This is a genomic window from Stenotrophomonas sp. STEN087 (assembly GCF_056759115.1).
In genome coordinates this window covers 25,560-47,927 of record NZ_JBRRCR010000028.1, presented here as the reverse complement: position 1 = coordinate 47,927, position 22,368 = coordinate 25,560, and the positions used below count along the sequence as shown (strand labels likewise).

Here is a 22,368-nt window from a genome sequence, read left to right as displayed (position 1 = left end):
GGGGGGGCGCCGCGGATGGCGGGACACGCCGTAAACCCGTCCATGGGGGCTCGTAGGCGCCATCCATGGCGCCTGCGGTCCCGCCTGCCCCACCCACCCGGCCACGGACATTCTCCGTGCGCGTCAGCCACGTGAATCAAAGGAATGAAATCAAGAGCGGGGGCCTGTGGCTCCGCTTTATTTGTAGAGTCGAGCCTTGCTCGACTGCTTTTGATCAGGAACGATCACTCATCATGAAATTCAACGCACTGGCCAAAAAAGCGGCCAAGGGCCCCGCGCCGCTGGAACATGGCGGCAACGTGGAAGTGGAGGATCTGATCCGCTTCGTGCTGGAACACGGCAGAGAGGGCGCTACCGAGATCGAACGCCTGTGTGCGCTGTACGGCTGGCGCGAGGAGTTCCAGTACAACGCCGATGGCACCCACCTCGCGCCGATGGCGCCGTGGGCGCAGGTGTGTGCGGCATTCGGGCACGGTGGCGTGGCGGGGCTGCAGCCGCTGCTGGATGATCCGCGGCGGGCGACCTATGCGATCGGTGTGCTGGAGGACGTGCGCAGCGAGGCGTCGGTGATGGCGCTGCTGGGGTTCTGCGCGCAGGCGGATTTCAGCCAGAGCGATCCGATGTCGGCGCCGTCGCGGGCGCTGGCTGCGTTGAATTCGCTGCTGTCGTTCGACAAGGGCGTTGTGGTGCCGGTGGCAACGCAGCAGTCGCTGCTGCGCCTGGTCCAGCGCGCGTGGGAACAGGCGCCGACGCCGCAGGGCCGCAGCCTGGCGCTGTATGCCGCACGTGGTGCATCGGTGGCGGAAGCGATGGCGTGGCTGCAGTCGCTGGCGCTGGAGGAGGAAGAGTTGGTTGCTGCGCGCAAGGTGGCCTTGAAGCGGCTGCGGCAGCGTTTGTGAGATGGGGTCAGAGCCCGGACCTCATACGGGGTCAGAGCCCTTTTGCCTTGGCAAAAGGGCTCTGACCCCAGCAGAATCCCGTAGCGTCAGCCGGCGCAGCGCGCGCAGAGGCCGTGCACTTCCAGGGTCTGCGCCTGCGGCTGGAAACCCAGTTCCTTGGCGCGCTTTTCCAGCTGGGTGACGATCTCGCGGTCTTCCAGCTCCACCGCGCTGTGGCAGCTGTTGCAGATCAGGAACGGCACCGAATGCGCCGCGCTGCTGGGGTGGTGGCAGGCCACGAAGGCATTCACCGATTCCAGCTTGTGCACGAAGCCGTTCGCCATCAAGAAGTCGAGCGCGCGGTAGACGGTGGGCGGGGCATCAGCGCCCACACCCTTGCCGTTGCGCACCCACTCCAGCAGCTCGTAGGCCTTGACCGGCTTGCCGGCCTCGGCGATCAGCTTGAGCACGTTGGCGCGGATCGGGGTCAGGCGCAGCCCGCGCTCACGCGAGACACGCTCGACCACCGCCACGAAATCCGATGCGTCGTGGACGTGGTGGTGCGGGGCGGTACAGGCAGAGGCTGGTTTGGCGGGCATGCGCGTTCTCCGGTTCAGGTCTGGGCGGCAGGGCTCAGGCCGTTGCTACCTTGGTGATGGCCACATCGATGCGTTTCAAGGCCTGCTCGCGGCCGGCCAGGTACACGGTATGGGAAATGTCAGGACTGACCTGGGTACCGGTGATGGCCACGCGCAGCGGCTGGGCGACCTTGCCCATGCCCATTTCCAGGGCGGCGGCAGCGTCGTGCAGGGCCACGCCGACGGCTTCAGCGGTCCATTCCGGCAGGGCCGCCAGCAGTTCGCGGGCCTTGCCCAGCGGCAGCTCGGCGCCGGCCTTGAAGTGCTTGGCCACGGCCGCGTCGTCGTACTCGGTCAGCGGCTGGTACCAGACCACGGCCTTCTCGGCCATTTCCTTCAGGGTCTGCACGCGCTCGCGCAGGGCGATCACCACGTCCACCGGCGCCGGGCCGGCGGCCACGTCCAGGCCCAGCTTTTCCAGCTGGTAGACCAGGTGCGGCACGATGCTGGCCGGCTCCTCGGTCTTCAGGAAGTGCTGGTTGACCCAGCCCAGCTTGGCCATGTCCAGGCGCGAGGCCTTGGAGTTGCAGTTGGTCACGTCGAACAGCTCGATCAGTTCCTGGCGGCTGAACAGCTCCTGGTCACCGTGCGACCAGCCCAGGCGGGCCAGGTAGCTCAGCAGCGCATCGGGCAGGTAGCCTGCGTCCTTGTACTGCATCACGTCGGCCGCGCCGGTGCGCTTGGACAGCTTGGCACCCTGCTCGTCGAGGATCATCGGCATGTGGCCGAACTTCGGCACCGGGGCGCCGATGCCTTCGTACAGGTTGATCTGGCGCGGGGTGTTGTTGATGTGGTCGTCGCCGCGGATGACCTCGCTGATGCCCATGTCCCAGTCGTCCACCACCACCGCGAAGTTGTAGGTGGGGTAGCCGTCCGGGCGGAAGATGACCATGTCATCCAGCTCGCTGTTGGCGATCTCGATGCGGCCCTTGATCAGGTCGTCGAACACCACGGTGCCGTCGAGGGGGTTCTTGAAGCGGATGACGCGGTTCGGGTCGTCCTTGCGCGGCAGGCCCAGTTCACGCGCGGCGCCGTTGTAGCGCGGCTTTTCCTGCTTGGCCATGGCGGCCTCGCGCATCGCGTCCAGCTCTTCGCGGGTCTCGTAGGCGTAGTACGCCTTGCCGTCGGCCACCAGCTGCTCGGCCACTTCCAGGTAACGGGCGACGCGGTCGGTCTGGTAGATCGGGCCGACGTCGTAGTCCAGGCCCAGCCAGTCCATCGCCTCCAGGATCGCGTCGATCGCGCCCTGGGTGCTGCGTTCACGGTCGGTGTCCTCGATGCGCAGCACGAATTCGCCGCCGCGGTGGCGGGCCTCCAGCCAGCAGTACAGCGCGGTGCGGGCACCGCCGATGTGCAGGTAACCGGTGGGGCTGGGGGCGAAGCGGGTGCGGCAGATCATGGAGGGCTCGGGGAACGGGAATCCCCCGATTTTACCACCAGCCCCGGAAAGGCAAGGGGGGGCGGACACATCCCGCCCCTCCTGCCCGGTTTTTCAGGGCTGCGGTTCAGCCTTGCGCGGGAACGACTGCTCGCGCATCGCCGCGTTGTAGGCAAACGAGGCGACGATGGCGGCGGCCTGCTTCAGGTCGTCCGGCTCGGCGTGGTCCCAGGTGTCCAGGTGGCTGTGGTGGACGTTGGTGAAGTAGTCCAGGCGGTCCTGGATGAACTGGAAGCCCGGCAGGCCGATGCGGTCGAAGCTGATGTGGTCGGTGCTGCCGGTATTGCGGGTGGCCACGGTAGTGGCGCCCACGTCCTGGAACGGGGCCAGCCAGGCTTCGAAGATCGGCATCGCCGCCAGGTTTTCCTGGGCGTAGATGCCCCGGAAGCGGCCGGAGCCGTTGTCCATGTTGAAGTAGACCTGGAACTTGCCGTAATCGCGGGTCTTCTGCAGGGCACCGGTCGGGTCGCGCAGCGAGGCCGGCAGCGCCTTCTGGGCCGCGTCGGTGGGTTCCGGGAAACGGCCGAAGTGCTTGGCCACATAGGCCTGCGAGCCGATCAGGCCCTGCTCCTCGCCACTCCACAACGCCACGCGGATGGTCCGCTTCGGCTTGGCGCCGGTGGCCTTGAGGATGCGCATCGCCTCCATCATCACCGCCACGCCGGCGGCGTTGTCGGCCGCGCCGGTGCCGCTGTGCCAGGAATCCAGGTGGGCGCCGATCATCACCACTTCGTCGGGCTTGCTGCTGCCGCGGATCTCGGCCAGCGTGTTGTAACCGGGCTGGTCGGCCTCGTCGGTGAAGCGCGCGGCCACGTCCACGCGCAGGCGTACCGGCTGCTTGGCGTCCAGCGCGCGCACCAGCGGGTTGAAGTGCTCGGCGATCATCGCCAGTTCCGGGATGCCCACCGATTCGCCGGCCTTGCGCGAACCGCCGCCGGCGACGCGGATGATGCCGTTGTCCCAACTGCTGATGCTGATCGATGCCAGCGCGCCCTCTTCGACGAAGAAGGCGTTGACCTTGGCGGCCAGCTCCTGGCGTTCCTTGTATTCCTTCACCCGCTTGGCCCGTTCGGCGGCCACGTCCTTGGGCAGGGTGAATTCCTGCAGGCCTTCCAGCGAGGTGGCGTCGTGCCGGTGCGAGTCCGGCTCGGTACCGCGCTTGTACTCGCGCGCCTCGCCCAGCAGCAGGATCTTGCCGCGCAGCTTGCCGCGGTACTGCTCGATGTCCTCGGGCTTCTTGATCTCCACGTGCACCAGCTCGCCCTCGACCGGGCCGCGGGTGCCGGGCGTCCACGCCTTGGGCAGGGCGTGCAGCGGCTGCACGCGGTCGCCCAGCATTTCCACGCTGGCCGAGGTGAATTCCCAGCCGCGGCCGAAATCATCGAAGGCTTCGTCGTGCACGTTGTCCAGCTTCCATTCGCTGAACTTGCTGCGGGTCCACGCATTGGCGCGGCCCATCGCCGGCGAATTGGTCAGGCGCGGGCCGATGCGTTCGGTGAGGTAGCTGAAGGTGTCCATCACCTGCGAACGGTGGAAGGCCTCCTGGCGGATGCGGCTGACCATGTCCAGGTCCACCGGTTCACGCTGCTGCGCCATTGCGTTGCCACCCATCGCCAGCGCCGTGGCCAGCACGCCCCACTTCAGCCCGTTCCACTTCAACACACCACACCCCTGCCCTTCGGCTCGATCGTCAACCCATCGAGTCTAGCCAGCGGCGGTGGGCGGCCCCCGTCCCATCGGTCATGGGCAGCACTGCGCTCACCCACGCCACCCCAGCCACAGCTGCGCGCGCTCCGGCAGCAGCAACAGCCAATGACGCTGGTCCACGCTGCTGCAGCCGTACACCGCGGCATGCGCCGGCCAGTCCGGCGGCAGGCCGTCGATGCCGATCTCCGACAGCGCCGCCGCGCCGGCCTTCCATGGCCGGTAGCGCGGCACCCGCCCGGCCAGCGCGCCGCGTCCCTGCCGCGCGCCGACCAGCCAGTCCAGCCCCCTGCGCTGCAATCCCTCGCAGGTCACCGCGGCCAGCTGGAAGCGGACCAGGCCGGGGGCGATCCGTGCCCCCGGCAGGGCCGCCAGCACGCCATGTGCCTGCAGCAGTGCATCCACTTCCAGCAGCGCCGGAACGCCCTGCCGTGCCCGTTGCCACAATCCCTGGCGCCAGCCCATGGCGTGCTCCTTACTTCAGTTCCGCGCCCAGCGCGTACCAGTCGACCCGGCGGGTCACCCACATCGCCAGCGCCAGGATCACGAACAGCAGCAGCGATCCCATCAGCAGCGCGTTGTTTTCCGAGACCAGCAGGCCATACAGCGCGCCGTACAGCAGGGTCAGCAGCGCAGCGAAGCCGAGGCCGCGCTTCCAGTGGCCCAGCACATGGGCCAGGTACACCGCCTGCAGGCCGATGCAGGCCACGGCCGAGACCAGGTAGGCCTTCCAGAAGGTGATGTGCTCGGACAGGCTGATCAGCAGCAGGAAGAAGATCGCCAGCGCCAGGCCGACCATCAGGTACTGCAGCGGGTGGATGCGCAACGACTTGATCAGCTCGAACAGGATGAAGCCGACGAAGGTCAGCACCACGAACAGGATGCCGTACTTGGAGGCGCGGTCGGCCTGGGTGTAGGTGTCGACCGGATCCACCAGCGACACCGTCACTGCCTGCGAATCCATCGCACCGTCACGGCGCAGCTGCGTCTGGGCATCCGAGGCCAGCGAAGACACCGCCCACTGCGCGTTGAACCCCTGCGCATCGACCCGGCGTTCGTTGGGCAGGAACGCACCGCTGAAGGACGGGTGCGGCCAGCGCGAGCGCAGTGCGATCCGGGTGTCATCACCCACCGGCACCACCGACAGCGCGCGACTGCCGTCCAGGCGCAGGTCCAGCTCGATGCTGCTGCCGGCCAGGGTGCCGCCGTGGCTCTCGGCGAAGCCGGCCACCGGCGCGTGCAGGCCACGGCCTACCTCGCTGGCCGCCCCGACACCCGGCAGCAACCGCACCTGTCTGCCATCCACGCGCAGGTCCGGCGTGCCGACCAGGCCACGCGCATCGGACACGCCCAGCACCACGTACGGCCGGCCATAGCTGCGGCCCGGCTTCACCGGGTAATCGTCGGCCGCGAAGGTCGCCTTCAACTGGCCGTTCCAGCTGTACACCGGCACCTTGAACAGGCCGACCTCGCGCTGGCTCGGCAGCATCTCGCCGCCCACGTCCAGCGAGGCCGGCATCTGCAGCCAGTGGCCTTCGGTCACCTGCTCCTCGGTCTTCTTGTTGCCCTTGGCGTCGACCACCTCGACCTGCTGGCGTTCCACCCACGGCACCACCCGTACCGGGCCGACCAGGCGCTGCGCACCGGCGCGGCTGTCGGCCACCCGCGCGAAGGCCTCGTCGCGGTATGCACTGCGCTCGTTGATGACGCCGCGGATCATCGTCAGCGGGATCAGCAGCAGCAGGATCAGTCCGCCGACAATGGCGAACCGCAACAGCATCTTCAGGGATTTCATCGTCCGTCCTCGTTGCAGAGGACTGCAGGATGGACGGCGGCGGTGAGCGGGGTTTGTGGCGAATTTGAAGCGAATGTGAAGTCAGCGACGGGCGCGCTGCGCCGGTCCACCCAGCGGCAGCCACAGGCTCGCGACCGTGCCGCCGCCGGGCCGCGGCTCGAGGCTGGCGCGGCCATCGTGCAGGCGCGCCACTTCCTGCACGAACGGCAGGCCCAGGCCGGAACTGCGCCGGCCACTGCCGGGACGGGCCAGCGAATAGAAGCGCTCGAACACCCGGTCACGCGCGTATTCGGGCACACCGGCGCCACGGTCGGCCACCTGCAGGCGCACGCCCTGGCCATCGGCCACCGCCTCCAGCTCGACCTCGCCGCCGGGCGTCGAGAACGCCACCGCGTTGTCGATCAGGTTCTGCAGCGCCTGCCGCAGCAGATAGGCATCGCCGTGCACGCGCAGGTCAGGCACCGCGTCGATCCGCACCACGACACCGGCCGCCTGTGCACGCACCTGTGCGGCGGCAGCGGCATCGTCCAGCAGCGTGGCCGGCGCGATCGGGTCGCGGGTCTGCAGCCAGCCATGCTGTTCCACTTCGGCCAGCGCCAGCAGCTTGTCGATGGTCTCGGTCAACCGCTCCTGCTGGTCGACGATGCTGCGCGCGAAATGCGCACGGTCGGCATCGGGCATCGGTTCCTGCAGCAGTTCGGCGGCACCGCGGATGGCGGCCAGCGGGCTCTTCATCTCATGGGTCAACGACTGTACGTACTGCTCGACGTAGGCCTTGCCTTCCAGCTTGCGGCGCATGGTTTCCAGCGCTTGGCCGAGATCGCCGATCTCATCGCGGCGGCGCCGTGGCGGTGGCACCGGCTCGCCAGCGGTGACCGCGCGTGCGTAGCGGCTGAGCTGGCCGAGGCCGGTGGTCAGCCACATCGTCACCAGCACGCCGACCAGCGCGGACAGGCCGATCAGCCACGCCCCGCGCTCCATGATGGCGCGCTGGCTGGCGGCAATGAACGGATCGATGCTGCGGTTGGGCTGGGCCAGGCTGAGCACGCCGATGAGGGTGTGGCCATCGGCGGGGTCGTAGACCGGCGCGGCCACGTGCATCACCGTGTCGCCCTCGCCACCGGGCACTTCCGGGCTGGAGCGCGCGCCGTACTCGCCACGCAGCGTGCGGTAGACATCGTTCCAGCGCGAGTTGTCGCGGCCGACGTCGCGGCCCAGCGAATCGTAGATGACGATGCCGCGCGCATCGGTGATCGTCACCCGGTAATCCAGCGAACGCTTGGGGAAGCGCCAGACCATCGCCTTCAGGTCGCGCTGCCGCGCCTTGGCCAGGTTGCGGGTGAAGCTGCCACTACTGATCGTGCCGGCCTTGACGTCGGCGGCGGCCATTTCGGCCAGCACGTTGGCCGCATCGACCAGGGTCGATTCCATCGCCTGGCGCACGCCCGGCTTCACCTCGTTGACGAACACCCGCATGACGAAGAACGCGGCGATGCCGGTGATCAGGAAGAAGCCCAGGAACAGCTTCAGTACCAGGCGCATCGCTCAGGTCTCCAGCGCGTAGCCCAGGCCACGATGGGTGCGGATCGGGTCGTCGCTGGCACCGGCCGCACGCAGCTTGGCGCGCAGCGTCTTGACGTGGGTATCGACGGTGCGGTCGGCGCTGTCGGCGCTGCTGTCCCAGCCGCGGTCCATCAGCTGGGCGCGGCTGAGGATGGCGCCGGGGCGCTGCAGCAGCGCCTCCAGCAGGGCGTACTCATAGCGGGTCAGGTCCAGGGTGTGGCTTTGGTAGCGGATGCGACGGCCCTCGCGGTCGATGGAGAAGGCACCATGCTCGCGCCAGCCGGGCTCGACCGCCGCCACGACCGGGGCGGCCGGCGTCACCCGGCGCAGCCGGGCGCGTACCCGGGCCACCAGCTCGCGCGGCGAGAAGGGCTTGGCCATGTAATCGTCGGCGCCCAGTTCCAGGCCCAGCACGCGGTCCAGCTCATCGTTGCGGGCGGTCAGGAAGATCACCGGCACCTGCGCCTGCGGCCCCGGCATCGCGCGCAGCCGGCGGCAGACCTCGAAACCGCTGAGGTCGGGCAGGCCCACGTCCAGCACCACCACGTCCACATCGCCCTCCTGCAGGCGCTGCAGGGCCTGCCCGCCGAGCAGGCAGTGGCTGGCCGCGTAGCCTTCGCTGCGCAGGGCATACAGCACGGTTTCGGCGATGGCGGCTTCGTCCTCGACTACCAGGACCTGGGCAACGGGGGCTGTCATGGCGCGCAGCATAGCCGCTGCGGCCGCCGCCCCGTACACTGCCGCCCATGAACTATCGCCACGCCTTCCATGCCGGCAACCATGCCGATGTCCTCAAGCACATCGTGCAGCTGGCCCTGATCGACAGCTTCAAGCGCAAGGACAGCCCGTTCTTCGTGCTCGACACCCATGGCGGTGCCGGCCGTTACCTGCTGGCCAGCGAAGAGGGCCGCAAGACCCTGGAGGCCGAAGACGGCATCATGCGCCTGATGGCCCAGCCCAAGCTGCCGGAGGTCATCGAGCGCTACCTGAAGGCCGTGCAGGCCGACAACCCGGTGGGCGCGATGATCACCTACCCGGGCTCGCCGCTGCTGAGTGCCCAGGCCATGCGCGCGCAGGACCGGATGGCGGTCTGCGAGCTGCAGGACGATGAAGCGGCCCAGCTGAAGGCGCTGTTTGCCCACGACAACCGCGTCGGCGTGCACCAGGGCGATGGCTACGCGCTGCTGCGTTCGCAGCTGCCGCCGAAGGTCAACGGCAGCAAGATCGGCCGTGGCCTGGTGCTGATCGACCCGCCGTACGAGGCACAGGATGCCGAATACCAGGCCATCCTGGCCGCCCTGGCCGAGACCCTGGCGCGCTGGCCGCAGGCCACCTGCGCGGTCTGGTTCCCGATCAAGCAGCGCCGCACCATCCTGCATTTCCTGCGCAAGGCCGCCGCCCTGCCGGTGAAATCGGCCATGACCATCGAGTTCCTGGTGCGTCCGGACGATTCCCCGCTGCGCCTCAACGGCAGCGGCATGCTGCTGCTCAATGCCCCCTGGCAGTTCGACCGGGTGGTCGGCCCGGCCCTGCCGGCGCTGCGCCAGCACCTGGGCGAGCCGGGTGCCACCACCCGCCTGGATTGGCTCAAGGCCCCCGAATAGGCCACGATCAGGCGACGATCTGCCGTCTTCACGAGGCTGTACGCCCGTGAGCCTTTCGTTCACGGAATGCAGCCCCGGTGATGCCACAATCGATGGACCACCAAGGAATCACCCGGTATGGCCACTCGCAACCGCATGCCGCCCTGGCATGAGATCTTCAAGGCTCCCAGCGGCCACGAGCTGCTGATCCGCCCCATCCGCCCGGAAGACGGCGCGCCGCTGCAGGCCGCCTTCAGCCTCTTCGGGCCGGAAGAAATCCGTGACCGTTTCCTGCAGTCGGTGACCGAGCTTTCGGCGGACACCACCCAGCGCCTGACCCACCCCAACCCCAAGACCGAAATCACCCTGGTGGCCGCCGAATCGCTGCCTGCCGGTGAGGCGGTGGTTGGCGCGGTCGCGCGTGCCTCGATCATCCCTGGTACCCGTGAAGCCGAGTACGCGATCCTGATCAGCCGCTTCCTGATCGGCCAGGGCCTGGGCCGCCAGCTGATGCGCAAGCTGGTGAAATGGGGCCGCGGCAAGTACCTGGACCGCCTGTATGGCGACGTGGCCGCCGAGAACGAGCCGATGAAGCAGCTGGCCGCCTCGCTGGGCTTCAAGCCGGTACCGCACCCCAATGGCGCCGATGGCCTGGTGCGCATGGTGCTGGAACTGGACAACTGATGTAGCGCCGGGCCCACGCCCCCCCGCCCCCCGCGGGGGCGGGCACCCCCGGCCCTAGCCCCCCCCCACCACACCCCTTGACCCCCCGGCCACCCCCGGGCGGGCGCTGGGGGGGGCGGCCAGCCCCGGGCCAGGCCCCGGCGCTACCAACCGCGTTGCGCACACGGTCGCGACAAACCCTTCTGCTAAGATCGGCGGTCCATGTCGCGTACCTCATACCCCGCCCCGCCGTTGCCTCGCGCCGGCCAGCTCCGCGCCTGGTGGCGCGCCCCCGCCTCGCCGACCGCCCTGGCCTGGTACCTGGTCCAGGCCGCGCGCGCGCACGACGCGCCGCTGCTGGTGATCGCCCGTGACAACCACGGCGCCAACCAGCTCGAAGCCGACCTGCAGACCCTGATCGGCACCGATCCGGACCTGCCGGTGGTGGCGTTCCCCGATTGGGAAACGCTGCCCTACGACCGCTTCAGCCCGCACCCGGACATCATTTCGCAGCGCCTGGCCGCCCTGCACCGCCTGCCCACGCTCAAGCGTGGCCTGGTGGTGGTGCCGGTGCAGACGGTGCTGCAGCAGCTGGCCCCGCGCAGCTACGTCATCGGTGGCAGCTTCGACCTGAAGGTCGGCCAGCGCCTGGACCTGGAAGCCGAGAAGCGCCGCCTGGAAAGCGCCGGCTACCGCAACGTGCCGCAGGTGATGGACCCCGGCGATTTCGCCGTGCGCGGTGGCCTGCTCGACGTGTTCCCGATGGGCGCCGATGAGCCGCTGCGGGTGGAACTGCTGGACGAGGACATCGATTCGATCCGCGCCTTCGACCCGGAAAGCCAGCGCTCGCTGGACAAGGTCGAGTCGGTGCACATGCTGCCCGGCCGCGAAGTGCCGATGGACGATGCCAGCATCGCCCGCGTGCTGGGCACGCTGCGCGAGCGCTTCGATGTCGATACCCGGCGCAGCTCGCTGTACCAGGATCTGAAATCCGGGCTGGCCCCGGCCGGCATCGAGTACTACCTGCCGCTGTTCTTCGACCGAACCGCCACCCTGTTCGACTACCTGCCCGCCGGCAGCCTGCCGGTGGTGTGCACCGGTGCGGATGAAGCGGCCGTCGCCTTCTGGGCGCAGACCGCTGACCGTTACGAACAGCGCCGCCACGATGTGGAACGGCCGCTGTTGCCGCCGTCAGCGCTGTACCTGTCGCCGGAACTGCTGCGCGAACGCTTGAACGATGCCGCGCGCATCGAAGTCTGGGCGCCCGAGCACGCACGCATTGCCGATGCGCATGCGCTGGGTGACCAGCCACTGCCGCCACTGCCGGTGGCCGCGCGCGACGCGCCCGCCGGCGATGCACTGAAGTCATTCCTCGGTCACTACCCGGGCCGGGTGCTGATCGCCGCCGATTCACCGGGCCGACGCGAAGCCCTGCTGGAAGTGCTGCAGGCCGCCGAGCTGAAGCCGCCGGTGGTAGCCGATCTGCCCAGCTTCCTCGCCGACGATGCGCGCTTCGCCATCACCGTGGCGCCGCTGGAAGACGGCTTCGCGCTGGATGAGCCGCGCATCGCGGTGCTCACCGAGCGCCAGCTGTTCCCCGAGCGCGCCAGCAGCACCCGCCGCACGCGCCGTGCCGGCCGCGAGCCGGAAGCCATCATCCGCGACCTCGGCGAGCTGACCGAGGGCGCGCCGATCGTGCACGAAGACCATGGCGTCGGCCGCTACCGTGGCCTGATCGCGATGGACGTCGGCGGCATGCCCGGCGAGTTCCTGGAAATCGAATACGCCAAGGGCGACCGCCTGTACGTGCCGGTGGCCCAGCTGCACCTGATCAGCCGCTATTCGGGTGCATCGGCGGAAACCGCGCCGCTGCATTCGCTGGGTGGCGAGCAATGGACCAAGGCCAAGCGCAAGGCGGCCGAGAAGGTGCGCGACGTGGCCGCCGAGCTGCTGGAGATCCAGGCCCGCCGCCAGGCGCGTGCCGGTCTGGCGCTGCAGGTGGACCGCGCGATGTACGAACCGTTCGCGGCGGGCTTCCCGTTCGAGGAAACCCCCGACCAGCTGGCCGCCATCGACGCGACCCTGCGCGACCTGGCCAGCAGCCAGCCGATGGACCGCGTGGTCTGCGGCGACGTCGGCTTCGGCAAGACCGAAGTGGCCGTGCGCGCGGCATTTGCCGCGGCCAGCGCCGGCAAACAGGTGGCCGTGCTGGTGCCGACCACGCTGCTGGCCGAGCAGCACTACCGCAATTTCCGCGACCGCTTCGCCGATTACCCGCTGAAGGTGGAAGTGCTGTCGCGCTTCAAGAGCACCAAGGAAATCAAGGCCGAACTGGAGAAGGTCGCCGCCGGCACCATCGACGTCATCGTCGGTACCCATCGCCTGCTGCAGCCGGACGTGAAGTTCAAGGACCTGGGCATGGTCATCGTCGACGAGGAGCAGCGTTTCGGCGTGCGCCAGAAGGAGGCACTGAAGGCGCTGCGCGCCAACGTGCACCTGCTGACCCTGACCGCCACGCCTATCCCGCGTACCTTGAACATGGCCATGGCCGGCCTGCGCGACCTGTCGATCATCGCGACCCCGCCGCCGAACCGGCTGGCGGTGCAGACCTTCATCACCCAGTGGGACGACGCGCTGCTGCGCGAAGCCTTCCAGCGCGAGCTGGCGCGTGGTGGCCAGCTGTACTTCCTGCACAACGACGTGGAAAGCATCGGCCGCATGCAGCGCGAGCTGTCCGAGCTGGTGCCCGAAGCGCGCATCGGCATCGCCCACGGGCAGATGCCCGAGCGCGAGCTGGAAAAGGTGATGCTGGATTTCCAGAAGCAGCGCTTCAACGTGCTGCTGTCGACCACGATCATCGAATCGGGCATCGACATCCCCAACGCCAACACCATCATCATCAACCGCGCCGACCGCTTCGGCCTCGCCCAGCTGCACCAGCTGCGCGGCCGCGTGGGTCGCTCGCACCACCGTGCGTATGCCTACCTGGTGGCGCCGGACCGCCGCTCGATCACCCCGGATGCGGAGAAGCGCCTGGAAGCGATCGCCTCGATGGACGAACTCGGCGCCGGCTTCACCCTGGCCACGCACGATCTGGAAATCCGCGGCGCCGGCGAACTGCTGGGCGAGGACCAGAGCGGACAGATGGCCGAAGTGGGCTTCAGCCTGTACACCGAGCTGCTGGAACGCGCGGTGCGCAGCATCAAGCAGGGCAAGCTGCCCGACCTGGATGCCGGCGAGGAAGTGCGCGGTGCCGAGGTCGAGCTGCATGTGCCGGCGCTGATCCCGGAAAGTTACCTGCCGGACGTGCACACCCGCCTGACCCTGTACAAGCGCATTTCCAGCGCGCGTGACAGCGAGGCACTGCGCGAGCTGCAGGTGGAGATGATCGACCGCTTCGGCCTGTTGCCGGATGCGGCCAAGCACCTGTTCGCCATTGCCGAACTGAAGCTGCAGGCCAACACCCTGGGCATCCGCAAGCTGGACCTGGGCGAGAACGGCGGCCGCATCGTGTTCGAATCCAAGCCGAACATCGACCCGATGGCGGTGATCCAGCTGATCCAGAAGCAGCCGAACCTGTACGCCATGGAAGGGCCGGACAAGCTGCGCATCAAGCACCCGCTGCCGTTGCCGGAGGACCGCTTCAACGCGGCCCGTGCGCTGCTGCTGACCCTGGCGCTGCGCTGACCCCGGCGCACGCGTTACCCTATGCATCACCCCACCCCATCCGGGCCCGCAGACGCGGGCCTTGTTGTTTCTGCGTGCCAAGGCGGCGCCACCCCCATGCTTGATTCCAACCCTCCCGATCTGCTGCACACCGATGCCTGCCTGGTCGATGCACTGTCGATGTCGCTGCAGATGCGCGATGCCTACACCCGCCACCACTGCGACCGCGTCGGTCTGCTCGCCCAGCGCCTGGCCATCCACTGCGACATGGACAGCGACAGCCGCGCGCACGTCGGTCTGGCCGCGCGCTTCCACGACATCGGCAAGATCGGCATTCCCGATGACGTGCTGCTGAGCCCGCGCCGGCACACCGACGAGGATCGCGCGATCATGCGCGAGCATCCGGTGCGTGGCGAACACATCTTCCTGGCCACGGGCCGCAGCGATGCGGTGCCGGTGGCGCGGCTGATCCGCGCCCATCACGAAGCCCACGACGGCAGCGGCTACCCCGATGGCCTGCACGGCGAGTCGATCCCGCTGGGCGCACGCATCCTCACCGTGGTCGATGCCTACGACGCGATGACCAGCGCCCGCCCCTACCGCCAGGCGATGGAGCATGACGCGGTACTGCGCATTCTCGATGAGCAGGCCGGCGGGTTGATTGACCCGTACGTGCTGAGGCGTTTCCGCGACATGCTGGCCGGGTAGCCACAGCAAAAGAAAAGGCCCCGCTTTCGCGGGGCCTTCTGCACTCAGACAACCGCCGTGGCGATTACCAGATCACCACACGCTTGTCGTCGGCGCGCACCATCGCGTCACCGGCCTTGCACTGGAACGCAGCGGCATAGGACGGCATGTTCGACGGTGCACCGTTGGCGCGGAAGTTGGCCGGTGCGTGCGGATCGGTGTTCAGGCGCACGCGCAGCTCGCCATCGGTGAAGTTGCGGCGCCACACGGTGGCCCAGTTCATGAAGAAGCGCTGGTCCTGGCTGTGACCGTCGACTTCGACATTGGCCTTCGGGTCCTCCTTCAGGGCCATCTGCAGCGCGTCGTACGCCACGGTCAGGCCGCCCAGGTCACCGATGTTCTCGCCCAGGGTCAGCTTGCCCTTCACGAACACGCCCGGCACCGACTCATAGCCATCGAACTGCGCGACCAGCTTGTCGGTACGCTCGGTGAAGGCCTTGCGGTCACCGTCGGTCCACCAGTTGTCGAAGTTGCCGTTGGCGGCGAACTGGCTGCCCGAGTCGTCGTAGCCGTGCATCATCTCGTGGCCGATGACCGCGCCGATGCCGCCGTAGTTCAGCGCCGGGTCGGCCTTGGCGTCGAAGAACGGCGCCTGCAGAATGGCGGCCGGGAACACGATCTCGTTCTTGGTCGCGTTGTAGTAGGCGTTGACGGTCTGCGGGGTCATGCCCCACTCGGTCTTGTCCACCGGCTTGCCGATCTTGTCCAGCATGTAGCGGTAGTTGAACGCACGCGCCGCCTGCATGTTGCCCAGGTAGCTGTCGCCGTTGGTCTGCAGGCCCGCCCAGTCACGCCACTTGTCCGGGTAACCGATCTTCGGGGTGAAGCTGGCCCACTTTTCCAGTGCCTTCTTCTTGGTTTCCTCGCCCATCCACGGCAGCTGCTCCAGGCGCGCCTTCAGCGCCTGCGACAGGTTCTCCACCAGATGCTGCATGGCCACCTTCGATTCGGCCGGGAACACGGCATCAACGTACAGCTGGCCCAGGGCTTCGCCCATGCCACCGTTCACCGATTCCAGCACACGCTTCCAGCGCGGCTGCATTTCCTTCTGGCCACGCAGGGTGGTGCTGTAGAAGTCGAAGTTGGCCTTCTCGAACTGGCTGCTCAGGTACGGCGAAGCGTCATCCACGGTGTGGAAGCGCAGGTAGGCCTGCCAGGTGCTGGCCGGCACGTCGGCCAGCATCTTGTCCATTTCACCGAAGAAGCCCGGCTGCGCCAGCGAGAACTTCTGCGCGGCCGGCACCTTCAGGGTGTCGAACAGCGCGGTCCAGCTGAAGTTCGGGGTCAGCTTGTCGGCGTCGGCGGCGCTGAGCGGGTTGTAGCGCTTGGCCGGGTCACGCATTTCGATGCGCGACATCGAGGCCTTGGCCAGGCGGGTCTCGAAGGCCATCACGGCCTTGGCCTGCTCGGCAGCCTGCGCCGCGTCCATGCCCGACAGAGTCAGCACCTGGGCGATGTAGGCCACGTAGGCCTCGCGGATCCTGGCCTGCGACTCGTCGAAGTAGTAGCCCTTCTCCGGCAGGCCCAGGCCGCCCTGGCCGACGTAGGCGATGACGTTGGCCGAATCCTTGTAGTCGGCATTGCCGAACAGCGAGAACAGCACGCCCTTGCCTTCGGCCTGGCTGTCGCGCAGGTACTGGGTGATGGCGGCGGTGTCGTTCAGCGCGGCGATCTTGTCCAGCTGCGGCTGCAGCGGGGTCAGGCCGGCGGCCTCGATCTTCGCTTCGTCGTTGCCGGTCTTCCAGATGTCACCGATCTTGGCTTCCACCGAGCCGGCCTTGGCCTGGCTGGCGGCGGCCTGTTCGACCAGCGCGTGCTGCACTTCCAGCGAGCGCTCGCGCAGGATTTCGAAGCTGCCCCAGGTGGTCTGGTCGCCCGGCACCGGGTTCGCCTTCAGCCACTTGCTGTTGACGAAGCCGTTGAGGTCGGTACAGGCGGCGATGGACGGATCCAGGTCGGCGCCGTTGAGCGAGATCAGCGCGGTCTTGATCTGCGACTGATCGAAGGCCGGCTTGGCATCGGCAGTGGCGGCCGGCGCGGTTTCGTTCTTGCCACAGGCGGCCAGCGAAGCAGCAATGGCGATGGTCAGGCCCAGCGGGACCAGGTTGCGGACGTTCATGGAGTCTCTCTCCGACGGCGAATCGTCCAGCGTAGCGGGCACGGCGGTGCGGGGGACCGGCCAAAGGTCACAGGGGCCGTGGCATCGCCAACCAAGTGCATGCCGGTATTCTTGTCTTCCCGATCACCGGACCTCGCGCCCATGGACGAAGCTGCGCTGCTACTGGCTCTTGACACCTGCGAGTATCTGTTCCTGACGGATATCGGCGAACCGGAGGTCAACTGTCTGCGGCTGGTCATCGAGGAGGGACGGGTGACAGGAGAGCCCCGCCGCGTGAATTTCGGCCAGGGACATTGGATAGATGACGTGCGGGCGATAGAGATAACCTCCGATTCGCAGCGCTTCGAGCTGGTATGGGATGACTACATCAGCTATGTCGTGCACAACGAGTGTTACCAGAGCGGCGACGACTCCGAAGATTGGAGCGGCAACCGGTTCCGCCGCTACAGCCGTTCGAAGTTCCTCGACTATCTGGACCATGCCACCTTCGCTGATAGCCGTTACCCCGGCCCATTCGCCCACTATCAAGTGATATGCCAGGACCACGTCATCGACATTGCTGGATTGCAGCCGCCGAGGGTGCGCTTGCTGGGTCCTTCGTAGCCGACGGATGCAACCACCCATGGGGTGGCTCTACTGGGTTGCGATGGCGTCAGTCGAGCATGGCTCGACGCTACAACAGGCCGCCGTAATGGCGTTCATTCGCCCCTGATGGGAAGGGTTTCACCCATGCCGCACACTGCCGGCGCTATGCCAGACTGGCAGGCATCGCACCCACGACACCCGTTTGAACCACATGGCCGACAGACAGACACACCGCGATGAGACCGTGGCCGAGCATATCCAGCGCTACGGGTGGCATTGCCTGCACGTCCAACCAGATCACCCCGATCAAGCCCCTTTTTCCTACACCATCGGCTTCAACCAGTGCCACCAGGCGCCCGAAGTCATGGTCTTCAACATGCCCCGTGACAGGGCGCATGCTCTGCTCAGTGCCTGCGCCGCGATGCTCGCCGAGGGGAATCGGATACAGCCGGACATCAGGAATGGCGACGTCCTGTCAGGGGGATACGACGTCATTTTCAAGCGCGTCGATCCACGGTTCCATCGGGAATATCTCGGAACGGCCCTTCGACACGCCCCGGAAACACCGCTCGATGCCGTGGTGATGTTCCTTCCGGACGCCGATCACCGCTACCCCTGGGAAGATGGCTACGCCTACGTTGACGTCAGCGAAGCGCTGGGCATCGTCTAACAAAGGCCTCAGGGGCCTGCCCCTGTAGAGTCGAGCCATGCTCGACTGCGCCTTTCGCACGACATCAAAGCAGTCGAGCATGGCTCGACTCTACAAAACGAAAGGCCGGCTTGCGCCGGCCTTCAGTTTTATTTCGCCTTGCCCTGGTTGGCCACGGCTTCAGCGGCCTTGCGGGCGGCTTCCGGGTCGCCCAGGTAGCGGAACGACTTCACGGTCAGGTCGTCGTTCAGTTCGAACAGCAGCGGGATGCCGGTCGGGATGTTCAGCTCGAGGATTTCCTCGCGCGAGACGTTGTTGAGGTACTTGTACAGCGCGCGCAGCGAGTTGCCGTGCGCGGTGACCAGCACGGTCTTGCCGTCCTTCAGCTGCGGCGCGATGGCGTCGTGCCAGTACGGCAGCACGCGGTCCAGCGTGGTCGCCAGCGATTCGGTACCCGGCAGTGCATTGCGGTCCAGGCCGGCGTAACGGCGGTCGTGGATCGGGTGGCCCGGATCTTCCAGCTCCATCGGCGGCGGCGGGATGTCGTACGAACGACGCCACACCTTGACCTGGTCCTCGCCGTGCTTGGCAGCGGTCTCGGCCTTGTCCAGGCCCTGCAGGCCGCCGTAGTGGCGCTCGTTGAGGCGCCAGGACTTGTTGACCGGCAGCCAGTCCTGGCCCAGTTCGGCCAGCGCACCCTGCAGGGTGTGGATGGCGCGCTTGAGCACCGAGGTGTAGGCGACGTCGAACTGCAGGCCTTCTTCGCGCATCAGGCGGCCGGCGTTGGCGGCCTCGCTGCGGCCCTGGTCGGTCAGATCGACATCGACCCAGCCGGTGAAGCGGTTGTCCAGGTTCCACTGGCTCTGGCCGTGGCGCAACAGTACGAGTTTACGGGTCACTGCAGGATCTCCAACGCGAGGAAAGGCAGGCGGCCATTGTAGCCCCGCCGGCGCTCACCGCGCCGTGGCGGCGGCCATGCCATGCTGCGGGCCGATGAAGACCGTGATCGACCCCGGGCGCTGGCAAGGCAGCGTCGCCGACGCCCGCGAACAACAGCGGCAGCTGGCCAGCCGCGTGGAGCGCCAGGACCGCCTGCCGCGCACGGTGCGCTGGCTGGCCGGGCTGGACGTGGGCTTCGAGGATGACGGCGCCACCACCCGCGCCGCAGCGGTATTGCTGGATGCCCGCACCCTGCAGCCGGTGGCGCAGGAGATCGCACGCATTCCCACGGTCATGCCCTACATCCCCGGCCTGCTCAGTTTCCGCGAACTGCCGGCCCTGCTGGCCGCGTTGGCACAGCTGCCGCGCACGCCGGACCTGGTGTTCGTCGATGGCCATGGCATCAGCCACCCGCGGCGGCTGGGCGTGGCGTCACACCTGGGCGTAGTGACCGACCTGCCCACTATCGGCGTGGCGAAGTCGAAGCTGGTGGGCGCTTCGAAGAGCCCGGCGCAGAAGCCGGCGCGCACACGCCGCTGCTGGACGGCGACGAGCAGCTGGGCTGGGTGCTGCGCAGCAAGATCCGCTGCAGGCCGTTGTTCGTGGCCGGCGGCCATCGGGTCAGCGCCGATACCGCGCTGGCCTGGGTGCAGCGCACGCTGCGCGGCTACCGGCTGCCCGAACCGACGCGGCTGGCCGACCGGCTGGCTTCGCGCCGCGATGAGGGTAGAGTCGACTGCTAGTCGACTATCGCGCGCAGCGCGGGATTTTCGGGGCTTTCCGCCAAGAGCAGTCGACTAGCAGTCGACTCTTCCCAGCCGACGCGACCCAGTCGGGATTTTTTACCGGTGCACATGGCCATGATGGCCCTGCGCATCATGGTCATGGTCATGGCCATGGTCATGATCGTGCTTCACCGGCTGCCCGCAGGCTTCGCCACAATGGTCCGCCTCGATCTGCAGGGTCACATGATCGATGCCGAACTCCTCGTGCAGACGCGCACCCAGTTCGCGGCGCAGCGCATCGGCATCGGTGCCATCACGCATCACCACGTGCGCGGTCAGCGCCGGCGTGCTCGATGCCAGTGCCCAGATGTGCAGGTCGTGCACGTCCAGCACGGCGGCATGCGCGCCCAGGCCCGCGCGCACCTTGGCCACGTCGGTGCCCTTGGGCACGCCTTCCAGCAGCACGTTGATCGCCTCGCGCATCAGCACCCAGGTGCGCGGCAGCACCCACAGGCCGATCAGCACGGCCAGGATCGGGTCGATCGGCTTCCAGCCGGTCCAGCGGATCAGCAGCGCGCCGACGATGACCGCGACCGAGCCCAGCATGTCGGCCCACACTTCCAGGTAGGCACCTTTCACGTTGAGGCTTTCACCGCTGCCGGCCTGCAGCAGCCGCATCGAGATGAGGTTGATGACCAGGCCGATCGCCGCGATCACCAGCATGCCGGTGGAGGCGATCTCCTGCGGCTGGCGGAAGCGCGCGATGGCTTCCCATAGGATGTAGCCGGCCACCACGAACAGCATCGCGCCATTGATCATCGCGCCCAGCGCTTCCAGGCGGGCATAGCCGTAGGTGCGGCGTGCATCGGGTGGGCGCCGGCTCAGCCGCACCGCGACCAGCGCGATCATCAGCGCCAGCGTATCGGTGGCCATGTGCGCGGCATCGGACAGCAGGGCCAGGCTGTTGGTCCAGAACGCCCCCACCACTTCCACCAGCAGGAACGTGGTGGTCAGCCCGAGCGCCCACCACAAGGGCTTCTCGTGGCGGATTTCAGATGGCAGGTGGTCGTGGTCATGACCCATGGCAAAGCTCCTGTGCAATGCGGTCAGGCTACGCGCGGTGGCCGCGGGAGACTATTACGCTGTTTATAACATTGCAGGCGTGCACGCCCCATCGGGCTTACACTGCGCTGCTCACTCCCTTCAACCGTACGCCCGCGCTGCCGATACCGGTGGTCTGCTGTACGCCGCCGGACAACAACGTGGATACCCCCCAACTGGATGAAGCCAGCCAACCGCTGGCCGAAGCCTGGCAGCAGTGCCTGCTGCAGGCTGGCAGCGCTGCCACTACATTGCTGCGCCGTGTCGCCGAGGATGCTCCGCCGCTGCTCGCCCAGCGCTTCTATGAAGTGCTTCTGGACGATGCGCGTGCACGCCGCTTCCTGTCCCACGAACAGGTGAAGCAGCGCCTGCAGCCGGCAATGCAGCGCTGGTTGAGCCAGTTGCTGTGCACCGGTACCGAGGGCGTGGCCGCCGCCGTAGCCGCACAACGGGTGATCGGCGACGTGCATGCGCGGGTCGGCATTCCGGTGGATCTGGTGACCCGCGGCGCGCGCGTGCTCAAGCACGAACTGTTCGTGCGCCTGCGTCAGCAGGCCTGCGACAGCGACACCGCGTTCGCGGCCATCAACTGCCTCAGCGCGACCATGGACATCGCCATGGAAGGCATGACGCTGGCCTATACCCATGCCCGCGAGCGCTCCTCGCGTACCGATGCGGCCTATCGCCTGTTCTCGCTGGTGCAGAACGTGAGCACCGAGCGCGAACGCCAGCGGGCGCTGTTGCTGGACTGGGAAAACACCCTGCTCTACACCCTGGCCGGCCACGCCTGCGATGGCGAGGGCGCCAGCCTGGCCACGTCCGAGTTCGGCCTGTGGTTCACCCACAAAGGCATTCCCAGCTTCGGCGAAAGCAGCGAGACGCAGCAGGTGTCGCGCCTGGTCGCACGCATCGATGGCTGCCTGCTGGGTGCCCAGGACGATGACACCGCCCAGCGCCTGGCCGTGCTGCCGCCGATCCGCGAAGACCTGGCCACCATCCGCAGCCTGATGACGCTGCTGTTTGAACGCATCGGCGAACTCGATGCCGGCAGCGATGCGCTGACCAACCTGCTCAACCGCCGTTTCCTGCCGACGGTACTGCGCCGGGAGATCGAGCTGGCCACCCGCAACCAGACGCCGTTCTCGTTGCTGCTGCTCGACCTGGACCACTTCAAGGCGATCAACGACGGCCACGGCCACGATGCCGGCGACCGCGCGTTGCAGCATGTCGCTGCGCTGCTTGGCCAGCTGACCCGTGGCAGCGATTACCTGTTCCGCTACGGCGGCGAGGAGTTCGTGGTGGTGCTGGTGGCCGCCAGCGAATCGCAGGCGATGGTGATTGCCGAGAGCCTGCGCCGGCAGATCGCGCAGTCGCCAGTCAGCCTGCCCAATGGCCAGGTGCTGGACCTCAGTGCCAGCATCGGCGTCGCCGGCCACGACGGCCACCCGGATTACGAGCGGCTGATGGCCCGTGCCGATGCGGCGATGTATGCCGCCAAGCGCAGCGGCCGCAACCGCGTCGTGCTGGCCGATGCCGCACTGCCCGAGGCACCCGGTCGTCGCGCCCTGCGCTGAA

The 22,368-nt window shown here is 67.7% G+C and carries 18 protein-coding genes and 1 pseudogene; 9 read left to right on the top strand and 10 right to left on the bottom strand.

Annotation, left to right across the window (positions count from 1 at the left end; genetic code table 11):
* The first annotated feature begins 233 nt into the window (after positions 1 to 233).
* The gene (locus ACVOK1_RS09845; RefSeq protein ID WP_481561910.1) at positions 234 to 899 is read left to right on the top strand and encodes a hypothetical protein; all 666 of its coding nucleotides are present in this window, start codon (positions 234 to 236) and stop codon (positions 897 to 899) included.
* Between the two features lie 86 nt (positions 900 to 985).
* Here ACVOK1_RS09845 and ACVOK1_RS09840 read toward each other — a convergent pair whose 3' ends face one another.
* The 7 genes from ACVOK1_RS09840 to creB form a co-directional block, all read right to left on the bottom strand.
* A complete protein-coding gene (locus tag ACVOK1_RS09840) occupies positions 986 to 1,477 on the bottom strand; it encodes a Fur family transcriptional regulator (protein WP_079221204.1) in 492 nt (163 codons plus the stop codon).
* A gap of 34 nt (positions 1,478 to 1,511) precedes the next feature.
* A complete protein-coding gene (gltX, locus tag ACVOK1_RS09835; protein ID WP_108768259.1) occupies positions 1,512 to 2,915 on the bottom strand; it encodes a glutamate--tRNA ligase in 1,404 nt (467 codons plus the stop codon).
* A 93-nt stretch (positions 2,916 to 3,008) separates the two neighbouring features.
* Positions 3,009 to 4,565 (bottom strand): M20/M25/M40 family metallo-hydrolase, encoded by a 1,557-nt coding sequence (locus tag ACVOK1_RS09830; protein ID WP_406236493.1) that lies wholly within the window; start codon positions 4,563 to 4,565, stop codon positions 3,009 to 3,011.
* 147 nt (positions 4,566 to 4,712) lie between these two features.
* On the bottom strand, positions 4,713 to 5,123 hold the full coding sequence (locus ACVOK1_RS09825; protein ID WP_406232316.1) for a hypothetical protein: 411 nt from the start codon (positions 5,121 to 5,123) through the stop codon (positions 4,713 to 4,715).
* Positions 5,124 to 5,133: 10 nt separating this feature from the next.
* Positions 5,134 to 6,453, bottom strand: a complete 1,320-nt coding sequence (gene creD / locus ACVOK1_RS09820; RefSeq protein WP_481561909.1) for a cell envelope integrity protein CreD — start codon at positions 6,451 to 6,453, stop codon at positions 5,134 to 5,136.
* A gap of 81 nt (positions 6,454 to 6,534) precedes the next feature.
* Entirely contained in the window at positions 6,535 to 7,995 is a 1,461-nt protein-coding gene (creC, locus tag ACVOK1_RS09815) for a two-component system sensor histidine kinase CreC (RefSeq protein WP_481561908.1), read from the bottom strand.
* Between the two features lie 3 nt (positions 7,996 to 7,998).
* A complete protein-coding gene (gene creB / locus ACVOK1_RS09810; protein WP_481561907.1) occupies positions 7,999 to 8,727 on the bottom strand; it encodes a two-component system response regulator CreB in 729 nt (242 codons plus the stop codon).
* A 35-nt stretch (positions 8,728 to 8,762) separates the two neighbouring features.
* On the opposite strand from creB, the gene ACVOK1_RS09805 reads away from it, so the two are divergent.
* From ACVOK1_RS09805 to ACVOK1_RS09790, 4 genes are all read left to right on the top strand, one after another.
* Complete coding sequence (locus tag ACVOK1_RS09805) at positions 8,763 to 9,620, top strand: 23S rRNA (adenine(2030)-N(6))-methyltransferase RlmJ (protein ID WP_150455189.1); 858 nt, start codon at positions 8,763 to 8,765, stop codon at positions 9,618 to 9,620.
* Between the two features lie 117 nt (positions 9,621 to 9,737).
* The gene (locus ACVOK1_RS09800; protein ID WP_108768252.1) at positions 9,738 to 10,283 is read left to right on the top strand and encodes a GNAT family N-acetyltransferase; all 546 of its coding nucleotides are present in this window, start codon (positions 9,738 to 9,740) and stop codon (positions 10,281 to 10,283) included.
* 201 nt (positions 10,284 to 10,484) lie between these two features.
* Entirely contained in the window at positions 10,485 to 13,949 is a 3,465-nt protein-coding gene (gene mfd, locus ACVOK1_RS09795; RefSeq protein WP_481561906.1) for a transcription-repair coupling factor, read from the top strand.
* Between the two features lie 96 nt (positions 13,950 to 14,045).
* Positions 14,046 to 14,636 (top strand): HD-GYP domain-containing protein, encoded by a 591-nt coding sequence (locus ACVOK1_RS09790; RefSeq protein ID WP_481561905.1) that lies wholly within the window; start codon positions 14,046 to 14,048, stop codon positions 14,634 to 14,636.
* Positions 14,637 to 14,700: 64 nt separating this feature from the next.
* Here ACVOK1_RS09790 and ACVOK1_RS09785 read toward each other — a convergent pair whose 3' ends face one another.
* Positions 14,701 to 16,794: a M13 family metallopeptidase gene (locus ACVOK1_RS09785; protein WP_481561904.1), complete on the bottom strand. Its 2,094-nt coding sequence runs from the start codon at positions 16,792 to 16,794 to the stop codon at positions 14,701 to 14,703.
* A gap of 141 nt (positions 16,795 to 16,935) precedes the next feature.
* On the opposite strand from ACVOK1_RS09785, the gene ACVOK1_RS09780 reads away from it, so the two are divergent.
* On the top strand, positions 16,936 to 17,397 hold the full coding sequence (locus tag ACVOK1_RS09780; protein WP_481561903.1) for a hypothetical protein: 462 nt from the start codon (positions 16,936 to 16,938) through the stop codon (positions 17,395 to 17,397).
* A gap of 193 nt (positions 17,398 to 17,590) precedes the next feature.
* Positions 17,591 to 18,049, top strand: a complete 459-nt coding sequence (locus ACVOK1_RS09775; RefSeq protein ID WP_481561902.1) for a DUF4262 domain-containing protein — start codon at positions 17,591 to 17,593, stop codon at positions 18,047 to 18,049.
* 128 nt (positions 18,050 to 18,177) lie between these two features.
* Here ACVOK1_RS09775 and gpmA read toward each other — a convergent pair whose 3' ends face one another.
* On the bottom strand, positions 18,178 to 18,927 hold the full coding sequence (gene gpmA, locus ACVOK1_RS09770; protein ID WP_200751615.1) for a 2,3-diphosphoglycerate-dependent phosphoglycerate mutase: 750 nt from the start codon (positions 18,925 to 18,927) through the stop codon (positions 18,178 to 18,180).
* Between the two features lie 76 nt (positions 18,928 to 19,003).
* Here gpmA and nfi point away from each other — a divergent pair.
* Positions 19,004 to 19,710, top strand: a pseudogene (gene nfi, locus ACVOK1_RS09765) (deoxyribonuclease V).
* A gap of 99 nt (positions 19,711 to 19,809) precedes the next feature.
* Here the strand turns inward: nfi and ACVOK1_RS09760 are convergent.
* A complete protein-coding gene (locus ACVOK1_RS09760; protein ID WP_481561901.1) occupies positions 19,810 to 20,775 on the bottom strand; it encodes a cation diffusion facilitator family transporter in 966 nt (321 codons plus the stop codon).
* Between the two features lie 179 nt (positions 20,776 to 20,954).
* On the opposite strand from ACVOK1_RS09760, the gene ACVOK1_RS09755 reads away from it, so the two are divergent.
* Entirely contained in the window at positions 20,955 to 22,367 is a 1,413-nt protein-coding gene (locus tag ACVOK1_RS09755) for a GGDEF domain-containing protein (RefSeq protein WP_481561900.1), read from the top strand.
* Position 22,368 lies beyond the last annotated feature (1 nt).